This is a genomic window from Oligoflexus sp., assembly GCF_035712445.1.
Taxonomy (GTDB): domain Bacteria; phylum Bdellovibrionota_B; class Oligoflexia; order Oligoflexales; family Oligoflexaceae; genus Oligoflexus.
Map to the genome: position 1 here is coordinate 27,146 of NZ_DASTAT010000141.1, position 13,230 is coordinate 40,375.

Genomic DNA, 13,230 nt, shown 5'->3' on the forward strand with positions numbered 1-13,230 from the left:
AGACAGCGCTGAATCCCCCGCAAACCCAGGTCCCCTTGGCATCCAAAACCCCGATTTGTTTGCCATAATGGCTTTGGCCGCAAGCTTGCAATCCTTTCCTCATGGCTTCGCATAGAGACGCATGAAGGGAGGTTCCATGACAGCGCGGGTTCTGGAAAATGCTCTGGTCACCTCGGCGACCGCAGCTTTGAAATCAAACTGCAAAAACTGTGAGCGGCGGCATCTGTGTCAAAGAATTTCCCTGGTCGTCGATGACCTGAAACTCCAGCAGATTCATGTCTGGGACATCGAGCACCGCCTGCGCTACAAGGCGCTGATGAAAGAGCTGGCCCATCTGGGTTTCGACTTCCCCGACGGCCTGCACCGCTGCGATGTCAGTCAGATGAATCGCCCGGAAATCCTGGCTATCCTGCGCGAAGCCCAGGAGCTTTTGCTCGAAGTCATCAGCGCTCCTTAGAGCCGCTTGGTCGTTCACAAAAATCAGCGGCTTTTCCCTTGCGCCGAATGCAATCCGCGGCGCAGCTCCGGGACCATCCCTACAGAATTCTTCGGCTTTTCCGATGAAACACCAGGCGGACCTTCACAATGAGGCAGCTATGGCGTTTACCTCCAGTCTGAAATCGAAACTTCTGATTCTTGGCTTCACCGTTTTCGCGGGCCTTTTGGCTGTCGAGGCTTATGTGATCCGGGAATTCCGCAGCAATATGCTCGATGGCCGCTTCACCAAAACGAAACATCTGGTGGAAGCCCAGGCCTCGATGATTCAGCATCTCATCGATGCCGCCGCTCAGAAAACCATATCCGATGACGAAGCTCGCGCCCGCGCGCTGGACATCGTCCAAGGCTCGCGCTTTGATCAGGATAATTATTTCTGGATACACGATCTGGATGCGCGCATGGTGAGCCATCCGATAAAGCCGGACCTGAACGGCAAGGATATTTCCGAGATGAAAGATCCCACCGGCAAGCGTTTCTTTTTAGCCATGAATGATATCGTCCGCGCCGAGGGCGAAGGCTTTGTGGAATACCACTGGCCCGCTCCCAAACAAGCCGATGGCGCCGCCGTCCCCAAGGTGTCCTTTGTGAAGCTCATTCCCAAGTGGAACTGGGTGATCGGCGCCGGCGTTTATCTGGATGACGTCAACCAAACCTTTTATTCCGTTCTGTGGCGCATGATCGCGATCTCGGTCGCGCTTTTTTCCGTCGTCGCGATCTTTGTGCTGAGCGTCTCTTTCCGTCTGGTTCGTGAAGTGAATCAGTCCGTGGAGATCGTGACCCGCAGCAGCCATTCCGTGCGCCACGCGGGAAGCACTCTGAATGAGACCAGCTCGCTCCTGGCCAATATCACGACGGAAAACGCCGCCGCCCTGGAAGAAACCGCAGCCACCACCGAATCGGTGTCCCGCATGATCAAGGAAAATTCCGAGCGTTCGCTGAAAGCCCGAAGTCTCGCTGATGAATCCCTGCAAACCGCACGCGCGGGCTTTCAGGATGTCGAGCAGATGCAAGGCGCCATGCAGAGCATCGTCGCGTCCAGCAAACGCGCCGAGGAAATCATCCAGATGATCGACGAGATCGCTTTTCAAACCAATCTTCTGGCATTGAATGCCGCGATCGAAGCAGCGCGCGCCGGTGAACACGGCAAAGGCTTCGCGGTCGTGGCCGAAGCGGTTCGTTCGCTGGCCCAGCGCAGTTCGTCGGCCTCGAAGGAAATCACCGGAATCATCCGCAGCAACAGCAATTCGACCCGCAATGGGGCTCGCCTTGCGGACGAAATGAGCCTTCATCTGAAAAGCATCGTGGGCGTGACCGAATCCGCCACCGCTCTGATGTCCGAAATTTCGGAAGCCTCGCAGGAACAGACCCGTGCCATGGCCCAGGTGGTCCTGGCCCTCACGCAGATTGATCAGGCCACTCAAAAAGCAGCCTCCACGTCGATGGAAACGAGTGAATCCAGCACCGACCTCGTCGAGCAGTCGGGCCAGCTGGATGCTGCTGTGCTGCGCCTGATGCGTGTGGTCCAAGGCCAGGACGCAGCCGCAAGCGAAAACCACGATGTCTCACGGGCTGCCTAAACCTGAGCCTTCCACTTATCCTGGTTGACAGACTGCTCCTTTTCTCTTATCCAAGGACTCCGATAGGCGAGTCCATCGTACTATGAGGGTTAGACTGTCGCGGTTCCGGCAACGGAGTCGAGGAAAGTCCGGACATCACAGGGCAGAATGCTGGCTAACGGCCAGGCGGGGAAACCCGACGGCAAGTGCAACAGAGAGTAAACCGCCTGCCTGACCGCAAGGTGAGGCCGGTAAGGGTGAAACGGTGAGGTAAGAGCTCACCAGCAGTCCTGGTGACAGGCTGGCTAGGTAAACCCCATTCGATGCAAGGCCAAACAAAGGGGTTCAGCTGGGATGACGAAAGTTTTCGCAGCTGAACAAGATCGGCCCGATTGAGCCCTTGGGTAGGCCGCCCGAGGCTGACGGTAACGTCAGTCCCAGATTAATGACAGTCAACGTCCCTCGGGACGTGACAGAATCCGGCTTATAATAGCCCCCTAAGGTGCAGTGGACTCGCCTCCCGGACTTCAAAGGAACCCTTTTTCATGCCCATCAAGAACGTCAATCCCTTTCAGGATCCCCTGGAACATATGCGCCCCGAGGTCAACCGTTACATGGCCCTTCTGAAGGAAGGCCTGGAATCCGGTGATCTGCCCCTGCTCTATGGCCCCGCCATGGAGCGTCTGCCGGGACAGTGGCGCCCGCACCTGGCCGAGCACATGGGTGAAACTCCCAGGGAGCTGATTCTGGAGATCGGCAGTCACTTTGGTGAAGTGATTCTGAAGATGGCGGCGGACCACCCGGATACCGCATTTATTGGCATGGATATTACCTTCAAACGCGTCGTCAAGCTTGCGCAGAAAGCGCAGAGCCTGGCGCATAAAAATCTGCTGAGCGTTCTGTGCAACGCCAAAGCCCTGGATCAGGTCTTTGCGGATGGCGAACTGGACGGAATCTTTATTTTTTTCCCGGATCCTTGGGTCCAGAAAAAACGCCAGATGAAGAACCGCCTCGTGAACAAAGCTTTCGTGGAGACCCTCCACAGGAAACTGAAGCCGGGTGGGTTCTTCTGGTTCAAAACCGACTGCGAACCTTACTATGCTGATGTTTGCGACAGTTTCCAGGACCGTCTCTGGACTGCGAACGAAACGCGTCATGGATTACCATCCGAAATTTATACCAGTCGTTTTGAAAGACTCTTTCATGAGCAGGGTTTACCTCGCCATGAATTTTGCTGGATCGCCAAAGAGTCGATTCGGACTGATCTGTAAGTTTTCCCCCATCAAGACTCGCCCCCAAGCTGCCGAATCGTATGAAGTCCACACAGGAGATTCGGCGGGATGAGCGAAAAACCCTATCAAAAACCAGAAGATGGCGTCATCCTTGCTTTCAAGGATCATGCGGCCCAGCCACCAGCGGGCTCTGCAGCGCCCGAGTGGGCCGGAACGGATCTCGCCAGATTCGCGCAAGATGTGGTAGCTTTGAATTCACGGGGCCAGGATACCCACAGGGGTCCACGCTGCCAGGTTGCCCCTCTGGAAAGTATGCAGAGAGGGCTGAAGATCAAAAAGAAGCCCGCAGACGAAGCTGAGCCCGAAGGGCCCGTGAATTTAAGTCGTTTTCGCAAGGAGTAGGAAAAAGCTTTGGAATCAGACAGTGGTCCCTCATTCATCGTCGAGACGCCCCTGCACACATTTCAGATTCAGGCCGAGACCATCGAACGCCTGACGCGTGCCATTTGCGCCGGACTCGGCTTGCCTGATTATGAAGTGTCCTGGGATTTTATAGATCAGGACGAAATGAGATCTTTGAATCAGCAGTATCGCGACAAGGATCGCTCGACCGACGTCCTTTCATTTCCGCAGGAGGAATGGGACGAGCCGCTGCATTTCACGGCTCCTTCGTGGCCCTTGCCGGACAATGCGGATAATGAGGATGAACCCCCACAGATGCTGGGTGATGTCATCATCAGTCCCGAGGATGCTCTGGCCAATGCGGAAAGCATAGGTCACAGTCTGGATCGTGAAACCGCCTTCCTTCTGGTTCATGGCATTCTGCATCTTTGCGGGCATGATCATATGGAAGCAGAAGAAGAACAACGTATGATAGCCGAACAGCAGGCGATCATGGCTTTCCTCGAACGTGCCGAGCAAAGTCCCCTTTGGGCGGGATGCTGCGAGGTCAGAGGCTGAGCTATGGAATTTGGCTTATCCTATGATCTGATGGAAATGCTGGTGATCGGTCTTGCGATCATCGGTGCGGCGATCTTTTCCGCGGCCGAGACGGCGATCACTTCGCTCGGCGCCCATAAAATGCGGCATATGGTTTCGAATAAAAAGGCTCAGACCTCGCATTCCCTGCGGCTCTGGCTCTCGCAACCATCACGGGTTCTGACCACCATCCTCATCTTCAATAACTTTTGTAAAGTCCTGGCCTCCGTGGTCGCCACCGACCTTGCCATGCGCTTTTTCGGGGATCAGGCCATCAGCATCGCCATCGGCGTTGTGACCCTGCTTTTCCTGGTCTTTGGCGAGATCATCCCAAAATCCTTTGCGCGCGCGAACTCCGAGCAGGTCGCCCGCATCTCGATGAAGGTGATGTACGTCCTCTATCGGCTTTTCTTTCCCTTGGTCTGGCTTTTTTCCGAGCTGGCGAACTTTGTGATCCGAAAGCTCGGCAGCGATCAGACGCTGCAGCCGGCGATCACGGAAGAGGAATTGGAATTCCTTTTGGAAGTCGGCGAGAAGTCGGGCGTCATCGAAGACATGAAGAAGGATATGATCAACGGTGTCTTCGAGTTCGATGAAACCAAGGTCCGCGAGGTCATGACCCCGCGTACCGATATCTTTGCCCTTGAGAAAAACGACAGCATCGACCAGGCCGTGCGCATGATCATTCAATCGGGTCATTCGCGTCTTCCCGTTTATGATGAGCAGATTGATAACGTGATGGGGATCGTCTTCGCCAAGGATCTTCTGCGTTATCTGTCCGATCCCAAACGCGGGAAGAATAACAGCCAGCAGCCCGTGCCGCTGACGGCCGTCATGCGCGAGCCGCAGTTCGTGCCGGAGAGCAAGCCTTTGATGGAAGTCTTCAAGGAATTGAAGCAGTCCAAGAACCATATGGCCATCATCATCGACGAATACGGCGGGACCGCGGGTCTTGTCACGATGGAGGATATCCTGGAAGAAATCGTCGGGGATATTCAGGATGAATTCGATGCCGAGGAAGCGGCCATCCTGCAGATCGAAGAGGATGTCTATGATGTGGCAGGTTATGTCAACATCACTGAATTCATGGATTTCTTCGAACTGAATGAGTCCTTTGCCAAGGACGTGGAAGGCGAAGTCGATACCATGGCGGGTTGGATGACCCAGCTCCTGGGTCATCTGCCGGAAGTCGGACAGACCGTCACGCACGGGGATTTGACGTTTGAAGTGACCGAAGTGGATCGCCACCGCATCGAACGCCTGCGGGTGATCCGCCATCGGCAGCCGACTGCGGTATCCGCGGCGGAATCGGGGAGCTAGGGCCGCTCGGACCCACCGTCATCTCATGTGCGCGAGCGAACCTGGGGAGCCAGGACCCACCGTCATCTCATTTGCGCAAGCGAACCCGGGTCTCCGTCAGCCTCTTGAGCGCTTCGTTCATTCGCCGATGAAAGCTAAAGCTCCGCTGCGCCTCGCGCGTCAGGGCATCCACGGCCCAGCGGTAGCGCTCCAATTCCCGGCATACTAAAACCAGATCCGCGCCGGCAGCCACCGAGGCTATCACCGCCGCGGTCCAGCTTTCGCGGTCCTGGGCGATGGCCTTCATGTTCATATCATCCGTAACGATTAAACCCTTGTATTTAAGCCGATCACGCAGAAAACCCTGCATGGTTTTCGCCGAAAGACTCGAAGGATGATCCGGGTCCAGGGCGGGATAAACCGCGTGGGACACCATCACCATCGGGCATTCGTTCATCAAAGCCAGAAACGGCACGAGTTCACGGGCGTAAAGGGTCTCCATGTCGGCATTAATCACTGTGCCGTGCTCATGCGTATCCGCACCGGCATCACCCTGCCCGGGAAAATGCTTCAGACAGCCCAAAACGCCCGCGGCCTGGAGCCCATGCATGTATGCAAACGCACGCTGCGTCACCGACTCACTCGTAAGGCCGAAGCAGCGGTCGCCGATCGCGACGTTGCCTTCGTTGGTCAGAACATCCACGCACGGTGCGAAGTTCACATTCAGGCCCAGACCCAAAAGTGAAGACCCGACGATGTAACCGTGATTTTCAATCGACAGAAGAGCGTCCGTATCCACGCGTCCTTCAGCAAGGAGCATGGCCGGCCCGCCATCAGGAAAAGGCTGTTTCAAGCGAGCCACCCGCCCCCCTTCCTGGTCGATCGCCAGTATCATGGGCGGCGAATTCGCCGGAATCAGGGACTGAAGGTTCGTGCAAAGGCGTCTGACCCTTGCAAATTCAGGCGAAATATTACGGCGGAAGAGTGTGAATCCTGCAGGCGGAAGTCTTTCGAAGCACTTCTGCTCTTCAGCGGAAAGCGAAGTGCCTTCGAGCGCAGCCAGGATAACTGCGCTGGCCTGATCTGGGGACATTATTTTTACTCGTCAATGATTTGGAGGATGTAACGTCTGTTCAGCTTGGCCGCAGCACAATTCAGGATAGTCCGGATCGCGTCCGCTGTCCGTCCCTGACGGCCAATGACCTTGCCGATATCCTCTTTGGCGACCTTGAGTTCAATGATATTGGTCTGGTTTCCCGTGATCTCGCTGATTTCGATACGATCGACCTCATCCACCAGAGCTTTCGCCACGTACTCCACAAGAGCCTTCATAGAACCATCATCGTGCTGAGCAGCCATATCAATCTTCCGTGTGAATCAGTTACCGCAAATCACAAGGCCTTAAACCTCTCCTATCTTCAATCTTACAGAAAGTTCCAGTTGAAGAAAAGAAGGCAATCTGAGGCCCACCCCATTTTTTCCGAGTAGGGACGAACACCGATCAAGGCCCTTTCCCACGCGCTTTGAGTTCGCCCAGAATTGTGAATAAAATCAGACATATATCCCGTTCTTGATTTTCTCGACTATGATTTTTTCTGGCATGGTGGGATCACGTGGATCGACGGTGAAAAACGCCTGCTGTTCGCAGCGACGCTTGTTTTCAAGCAGCCAACGCAGAATATCGGCAAGGCCCTTGTTGCGTTTGTCACGGAAGAAAGGATCGTTCGCCAGGGCGTCTTTAGCCTTCTTCAGGGCTCGGACTTCCTGCGCATCGTTCTCTTTTACGGGGTAGTCGTTCAAATCGTATTTCTTGATATCCTCGGGCAAAACGCCCAAAAATCTGACTTCCGGCGCGGAATAATCCGAGTTTCGAATCAGCGATGCGGCGGATCCGGCCTTCAAAGTCCGGTAGATATTCTGCATCGTATAGGCGTCAAGGTCGCCGAAGAAATAGAGGGGAACCTGCAGCTGATCCTGAATCCGTTTCAGCCAGCCCCGCACCGCGTTCGACGGAACGCCTTGGGCACCGACCAGGATGCAGTTATGACGTTTGGTGTAACCATTGGCCACCAAAGTGTTCGCCGTACCCTCCGATTCGACGATCAGGCAGTAGTCGATTTTTTTCCGCGCCTTCAGCTGCAGATTCTGCGGCCGGTTTTTCGGCTGAAATGGCGAGGTACCGAGCTGGGAAAGGTCGATGACCGCACGGCCGCCATCCGAAAGGGTTTCCTCGACCACCAGCTGCTGCGAGTAGGTTTGACCCCCACGGTCGTTGGCGTAGCAGTTGAGTTCCTCGCGATAGCATTCGAGGATCTCGCAGATGAAGTCGATGATGGAATCGGATTCGTCCTGATCCGCGAAGTCGATGGGTTTCATGAAGGCGTTGTGCTTCACTTCACCTTTGGAAATATAGTAAAGCTCACGCTTGGTGTTGACCGCGCCGGTCGAGATGTTGCGCAGGAGGATCTCCAGCATGAAGACCGCGCGCGACATTTTCTTCACCGAAGCCACATTGAGTTCGGTCTTGATTTTCTTCTTACCAGGCGTCAGGAAACCCACTTTGAAATCATAGAGGGCGTTGTCCAGACTGCACTTGGTGGCTTCGATCACCGGCCGTTTGGCTTTTTCCAGATCCTTCAGCAGTCTCTCGCACAGCTCAATCGACAAGTCAGGTATATCGTGCTGTAGAACCTTGCCGCGCATCATCCACTCCTTTGATTACTTTTTCTTGCCTTTGCTGGGAACTTTCTTCAAAGCCTTAGGTTTGGCCTTCTTCGCCGCGGGCTTAGCCGCGGATTTACCCGCGGATTTTTTCGCCGCAGGCTTCGCCGCCGCAGGTTTTGCCGGGGCCTTGGCCGCTGGCTTTGCCGTCTTTTTACCCGTGCCTTTGTCGGCCTTCGCCTTGGCCTTGCCTTGAGGCTGCGGTTCAGCCGCGATGGCTTTGGCGGTTCCTCGGGCGGCTTCCGCCTTGTTCTTCGCGACGGCCTTGGCCTTGGACTTGGACTTCTTGCCGGAAGCCGCTTTTTCTTCGACCTCTTCGGACAGCTCATCCGTATCTATTTCATCGACCGCATCACGCGATTTCTTGCGTTTGCCGCCGCGCTTTCTATCATCGGTCGGAGGGCTTTCATCCTCGTCCTCATCATCCTGGTCCAGGTCGGATTTTTCACCCTTGGCCAGAGTCAGTTCATAGGCGGCGCCCAGACGCTTCTTTTTACGCTTGATCGCCACTTCGAGCTGGGCTTCGGCCTCTTCAAGCTCTTTCGCAGCCTCCTGCGTATCGCGGCCCAGAATCTTCAGAAGTCCCTTGTGCGCGGCCGAGCGACGGTCCTCGTTGGACTGGGTCATGCGTACAAGGCCATCGACCAGGATCGGCGCGAACTGCTCGATATGAGCCATCTTGCTTTCCAAGAGGGCTTCCTTGTGCTCGCGCCTGAGGTGACGGGACAGTCTTTGCCCGCCTTGCATCAGGGCGCGGCGGATCTCTTCGACCAATTCGTCCGACGCATCGATGGTTTCCTTCGAGGCGTTTTTGAATTTGATGAAGGGCGAGACCACGGATACCGCTATAATGTATGGTCCCTGCGGCAGCGCCCCGCGCGCCTGCTTCATGCCGTAAACTTTCCAGTTCACCGACGTGATGGCTTTGACAATCGCGCAGCCGGCCTTATCGAACTGGAGCGGCACGCGGTTGGCAAAGCGTAGAACCTGGCAGGCTTCGTCATCCTCGCCCTCGGCCTTGCTCCCACGTTCTTCCAAACGGGCGATGGCCACTTCCACCTGGATGGGTTTGAAGTCGCAGATCGCCGGACGGCGCGAGACGACCGAGAAATAATCAACCTCACCAAGGCGCAGGATGCTCTTGGCCAGGCCCGCTTCGCCGATCGCCAGCACGGAGTTGGTGGACGGCGGCAGGAGCGAGGCATTCTGAATCGCGGAAAAGAGCGCCTTGCGCTGCTCTTCATTCAAGTCGGACAACGGGTTATCCAGCATTTTCTTCTGAATGCCGTGATTCGCCACCATATCCTGCATCACCTGGTCGGTCACGCGCGAGAAGGCGGTCAAAAGCCACTCGCGCACCGAAATCTTGCCAAAGAGCTTGCCGTGCGCCAGGAACTCGCCGAGTTTCATGGTGTGCGGATGAGGGGCCGTGGCTTCAGGAATATGCGGGACCTTGGTGGCCACGCGCTCGATGTGCACCTCGTCATCATCCATCAGCTTATAGTGAAGCTCAAGATGCGGGTTCACCAGAACGTTGCTCTTCAGGAAAGCCATGATACCGGCTTCACCGTTCATCTGCACCCGGCCGTCGATCAGGAACTCGACGCTGGTGCCGTGCGGACGATCCCAGTCGATTTCCTGCTTATCCTTGAACACGCCCTTGTTGTTCTTCAAATCGATTTCGATGACGCAGGACGTGGCCTTCTTCTGCCCCTTGCAGCGGGTGACGACCTTCACACCCTGGGCGGCCGTTTGCATGGCCCAGGTCGTGGCCGCGGAAATACCGATCCCCTGCTGGCCGCGGGTGCAACGTCCGCGACCGAACTTGGAGGAGGCCAGGTATTCACCGAAGACCATCGGCAGTTCCTTGACGGGAATGCCCGGTCCGTTGTCTTCGACGCGAATCAACACAAGATCGGTGTTCTTGGTCGCGCCTTTGCCCTTCCGTTCGATAAGAACGCGAATCGTGGGCAGGATATTGTGTTCCTCGCAAGCATCCAAAGAGTTATCGAACGCTTCTTTCAGCGTCGTCAGAACCGCCTTGGTGGGCGAGGAGAAGCCGACCTGCTGCAGATTCTTGGCAAAGTACTCAGCGGTACTGCTGGTCTTGATCTGTGCTGGTTCCTTGATCTTGCCGACTGCCATCCCTTCCCCCTGCGTTTCAAATTGAGGCCTGCTGCAGCCTCAATTCAATGGCCCACCTTAAACTATACAAAATACACAGGTTTCTGTCCCTACCCCGCGCGAAACGCCCTTGAGTTAAAGACTTTTTCCAGTTTTATTCATAACCCGACCAAAATCCAGGGCTCAGAATCCTGTGCAAAAAACCGAAAACTCCTACTGAGCATGCAAGCTTTGAAGGCCGTAAGGAGCTTTCATGAAAGAATCAAAATTCATCGTACTCTTCGTCGACGATCAGCCCAGTGCGATCGAGCCCCTTACGGATTATACCCAGAGCCTGGGCTACGAAGCTATATGCGTCACCGATCCCACCGACGCCATGGAATTCATTCGATCTGAATATAATAATATTATCGTTGTTGTGTCGGATTTTGAAATGGGAGACATCAATGGGCTTCAATTTCGCGCCTTGATGCTGCCCCGTTACCAGGACATCCCCTTCATCATCTATTCGGGCTTCATTGATGAAGCCATGCTCCGCCACGGCCTTGCGACCAAGGTCAGCGCTTTCGTCGACAAGCCTTATGATCTGGACCAGTTCGAGCGCATGCTGAACCAGGGCATGAGCGAGCGGCAGCAGAATCTTCTGGAGAAAAGATCTCTTCGCAGAACGTTCATCGAAGAGGCCTTTGACCTGCTCGAGGAATTCGAATCCCTGGTTTTGGGCCTGGAAAGTCGCAGTCAAGATTCCGATTCCATTCTCAATATCTTCCGCATTGTCCATACCATCAAAGGCGGCTCCGGTGTTCTGGACTGGCCCGAGTTCACTCGTTTCCTACATATTTATGAGGATCTGCTGACGAAACTGAAGGGTCAGCACCTCACCATTACGCCCAGCATCGCCTCAAAACTACTGAAAGGCTATGATTTTCTTTCCAAAGCCCTGAAGGGCCTGGAAGCGAATCGCTATATTCCCATCCAGCCCGAGGAGTGGACGCAGGAGTTCAACCTGTCCGGGATCGAGCTTTCCGGCCTTCACAAGGATCACGATCGTCGGGACGAGATTCACAAGGTCGCCGTCGAAGGTGACGAGTCCATCCGCATGCCGACCCGCATCCTGGATGAGTTCATGGAACTGTCCGGCGAAATCACGGTGATCCGGAACAGCGTCAATAAACTGGTTCGTTCGCTGCAGAATGAAGTGCCTGGCAACAAGGATGTCTCGCTGCTCGCCGAGTACCTTGAGGAGATGCATAAGATCAACAGCTCGATGCAGAGCAAGATCACCGAGCTGCGCAAAGTCTCGCTGCAATCCATCGTCAAAGGTTACCACAGGACCGTGCGTGATCTATCCATCAGTCTGCAAAAGGACATGGAGCTGCGGGTCGTCGAGGACAACCTTAGGATCGACACCAAGCTCGCCAACGTGCTGAAGCATTCGCTCATCCATCTTTTGCGGAATTCCGCGGATCATGGCCTGGAAGGTCCGGGGGAACGCCTGAGCAACGGCAAGGCTGAACGCGGTGTGATCACCCTTCAGGCGGTCGAGCTCGCCGAGGAGATCGTCATCACCATCGCCGACGACGGCCGCGGTATTCGCACGGACATGGTCGCCGCTCGCGCTTTGGAACGCGGACTCTTCACCCAGTCCGAATTGGATCGCATGAGCGACAAGCAGATCTTCAGGATTATCTTCGAAGCCGGATTCAGCACCGCCGCTGTCGTCACGGATGTCAGCGGACGCGGGGTCGGCATGGATATGGTCAAGACTTCGATTGAATCCGTCGGCGGCCGGGTCGATGTCGATTCGATTCGCGGCAAGGGCACCACCTTCACGCTGCGACTGCCCATTCCCAAGTCAGTTCTTATCATTCATTCGCTGCGCGTCAGGGCCGGCGGCCAGCAGTTCAGCATCCCTCAGGATCACATCGTCCGGCTTGTCAGGCTCGATGCGCAAAAGCGCAAGGAGCGGATCAAGAGCATGGGCGATGTGGAGTTTTTGCATCAGGGCGATGATCTTTATCAGCTGATCGATCTGAATGCCCTCATTCAGAACAAGAAAGCCTCTCATCAGGAAACGGATCAGGAATGGAGTATCGTCCTGGTTCGCACGGAAGGCCTCATCTATGGAATTTTAGTCGATGCGATCGAGGATGCGGAGGAAGTCGTTGTGAAACGGCTCGCTCCTCAGGTTCGCTCGGAAATCTTCATGGGGTCCACCTTCCTCGATAATGGCCAGGTGGGTTTGATTATCGACACCCAAGGGGTCGCCGACAAACTGGGCCTCAGCCATGATGAAGACAAGGCGACCGAAGCGAGCGCGGCTTCGATCGAAGCCCCACGCACGGATTATATCGTTTTCCAGCTGGGCGTCTCGGGGCGCTATGCCCTGCCGCTGGCGGATGTGTTTCGGCTGGAGGATCTTGATCCTCGGCAGTTCACGCATGTGGGTGGCCGCCTGACCATGATCTATCGTGACCGTGTAATGCCGCTTCTGATCATTGAAAAGGCCATGAAGCTCAATGCGGACAAGGGGCTTTTGGAGAATGAAAAGGTCCCGTCCATCATCTGCCAGCTGAAGGACCAGTACTACGCTCTTTTAGTGAGCCGCATCCAGGACATCATCAGCACGACGGAAACCGTGGATACGAGTCTCGATCTTGGGCCCTGCATTCGCGGCAGCCTGATTGATCAGAACAAGGTTTTAACGATACTGAATCTATATCAGCTGCTCGGATTGGAGCAACCGCACGCGGCGGAAGCTTCTGCTGTTCAACAGGCCGCCGTGAAAGCTGAGCAGGGTTGGGGTCTGTTTTAAGGAGTCT

11 protein-coding genes and 1 other RNA gene are annotated in these 13,230 nt (G+C 55.4%); 8 read left to right on the forward strand and 4 right to left on the reverse strand.

Going from position 1 to position 13,230, the window contains the following annotated elements:
• Nucleotides 1-136 precede the first annotated feature (136 nt).
• From VFO10_RS29755 to VFO10_RS29785, 7 genes are all read left to right on the forward strand, one after another.
• The gene (locus VFO10_RS29755) at nucleotides 137-457 is read left to right on the forward strand and encodes a hypothetical protein (RefSeq protein WP_325145669.1); all 321 of its coding nucleotides are present in this window, start codon (nucleotides 137-139) and stop codon (nucleotides 455-457) included.
• Between the two features lie 139 nt (nucleotides 458-596).
• A complete protein-coding gene (locus VFO10_RS29760; protein ID WP_325145670.1) occupies nucleotides 597-2,075 on the forward strand; it encodes a cache domain-containing protein in 1,479 nt (492 codons plus the stop codon).
• 85 nt (nucleotides 2,076-2,160) lie between these two features.
• An RNA gene (rnpB, locus tag VFO10_RS29765) (RNase P RNA component class A) lies at nucleotides 2,161-2,555 on the forward strand.
• 44 nt (nucleotides 2,556-2,599) lie between these two features.
• Nucleotides 2,600-3,325, forward strand: coding sequence for a tRNA (guanosine(46)-N7)-methyltransferase TrmB (trmB, locus tag VFO10_RS29770; protein WP_325145671.1), 726 nt, complete (start codon nucleotides 2,600-2,602; stop codon nucleotides 3,323-3,325).
• A gap of 69 nt (nucleotides 3,326-3,394) precedes the next feature.
• Nucleotides 3,395-3,688: a hypothetical protein gene (locus tag VFO10_RS29775; protein WP_325145672.1), complete on the forward strand. Its 294-nt coding sequence runs from the start codon at nucleotides 3,395-3,397 to the stop codon at nucleotides 3,686-3,688.
• 9 nt (nucleotides 3,689-3,697) lie between these two features.
• Complete coding sequence (gene ybeY, locus VFO10_RS29780) at nucleotides 3,698-4,246, forward strand: rRNA maturation RNase YbeY (protein WP_325145673.1); 549 nt, start codon at nucleotides 3,698-3,700, stop codon at nucleotides 4,244-4,246.
• Between the two features lie 3 nt (nucleotides 4,247-4,249).
• Nucleotides 4,250-5,584, forward strand: coding sequence for a hemolysin family protein (locus tag VFO10_RS29785; protein ID WP_325145674.1), 1,335 nt, complete (start codon nucleotides 4,250-4,252; stop codon nucleotides 5,582-5,584).
• 67 nt (nucleotides 5,585-5,651) lie between these two features.
• Here the strand turns inward: VFO10_RS29785 and VFO10_RS29790 are convergent, their stop codons facing one another.
• The 4 genes from VFO10_RS29790 to VFO10_RS29805 all read right to left on the reverse strand — a co-directional run bounded on the left by VFO10_RS29790 (nucleotide 5,652) and on the right by VFO10_RS29805 (nucleotide 10,429).
• Nucleotides 5,652-6,656: a glycoside hydrolase family 3 N-terminal domain-containing protein gene (locus VFO10_RS29790; RefSeq protein WP_325145675.1), complete on the reverse strand. Its 1,005-nt coding sequence runs from the start codon at nucleotides 6,654-6,656 to the stop codon at nucleotides 5,652-5,654.
• A 5-nt stretch (nucleotides 6,657-6,661) separates the two neighbouring features.
• Nucleotides 6,662-6,895: a KH domain-containing protein gene (locus VFO10_RS29795; protein ID WP_141736834.1), complete on the reverse strand. Its 234-nt coding sequence runs from the start codon at nucleotides 6,893-6,895 to the stop codon at nucleotides 6,662-6,664.
• 219 nt (nucleotides 6,896-7,114) lie between these two features.
• Nucleotides 7,115-8,266 carry a hypothetical protein gene (locus VFO10_RS29800; protein ID WP_325145677.1) on the reverse strand — a complete coding sequence of 384 codons (1,152 nt, stop codon included), beginning with the start codon at nucleotides 8,264-8,266 and terminating at the stop codon, nucleotides 7,115-7,117.
• A gap of 15 nt (nucleotides 8,267-8,281) precedes the next feature.
• A complete protein-coding gene (locus VFO10_RS29805; RefSeq protein WP_325145678.1) occupies nucleotides 8,282-10,429 on the reverse strand; it encodes a DNA topoisomerase VI subunit B in 2,148 nt (715 codons plus the stop codon).
• 232 nt (nucleotides 10,430-10,661) lie between these two features.
• On the opposite strand from VFO10_RS29805, the gene VFO10_RS29810 reads away from it, so the two are divergent.
• Nucleotides 10,662-13,223, forward strand: a complete 2,562-nt coding sequence (locus VFO10_RS29810) for a chemotaxis protein CheW (RefSeq protein ID WP_325145679.1) — start codon at nucleotides 10,662-10,664, stop codon at nucleotides 13,221-13,223.
• The last annotated feature ends 7 nt before the right edge of the window (nucleotides 13,224-13,230 follow it).

Excerpts from the sequence above, each read along its gene's own strand:
- VFO10_RS29790 (WP_325145675.1), bottom strand. The coding sequence starts at position 6,656 with ATGTCCCCAGATCAGGCCAGCGCAGTTATCCTGGCTGCGCTCGAAGGC.
- VFO10_RS29810 (WP_325145679.1), top strand. The coding sequence starts at position 10,662 with ATGAAAGAATCAAAATTCATCGTACTCTTCGTCGACGATCAGCCCAGT.
- VFO10_RS29805 (WP_325145678.1), bottom strand. The coding sequence starts at position 10,429 with ATGGCAGTCGGCAAGATCAAGGAACCAGCACAGATCAAGACCAGCAGT.
- trmB (WP_325145671.1), top strand. The coding sequence starts at position 2,600 with ATGCCCATCAAGAACGTCAATCCCTTTCAGGATCCCCTGGAACATATG.
- VFO10_RS29785 (WP_325145674.1), top strand. The coding sequence starts at position 4,250 with ATGGAATTTGGCTTATCCTATGATCTGATGGAAATGCTGGTGATCGGT.
- VFO10_RS29795 (WP_141736834.1), bottom strand. The coding sequence starts at position 6,895 with ATGAAGGCTCTTGTGGAGTACGTGGCGAAAGCTCTGGTGGATGAGGTC.
- VFO10_RS29775 (WP_325145672.1), top strand. The coding sequence starts at position 3,395 with ATGAGCGAAAAACCCTATCAAAAACCAGAAGATGGCGTCATCCTTGCT.
- VFO10_RS29760 (WP_325145670.1), top strand. The coding sequence starts at position 597 with ATGGCGTTTACCTCCAGTCTGAAATCGAAACTTCTGATTCTTGGCTTC.
- VFO10_RS29800 (WP_325145677.1), bottom strand. The coding sequence starts at position 8,266 with ATGCGCGGCAAGGTTCTACAGCACGATATACCTGACTTGTCGATTGAG.
- VFO10_RS29755 (WP_325145669.1), top strand. The coding sequence starts at position 137 with ATGACAGCGCGGGTTCTGGAAAATGCTCTGGTCACCTCGGCGACCGCA.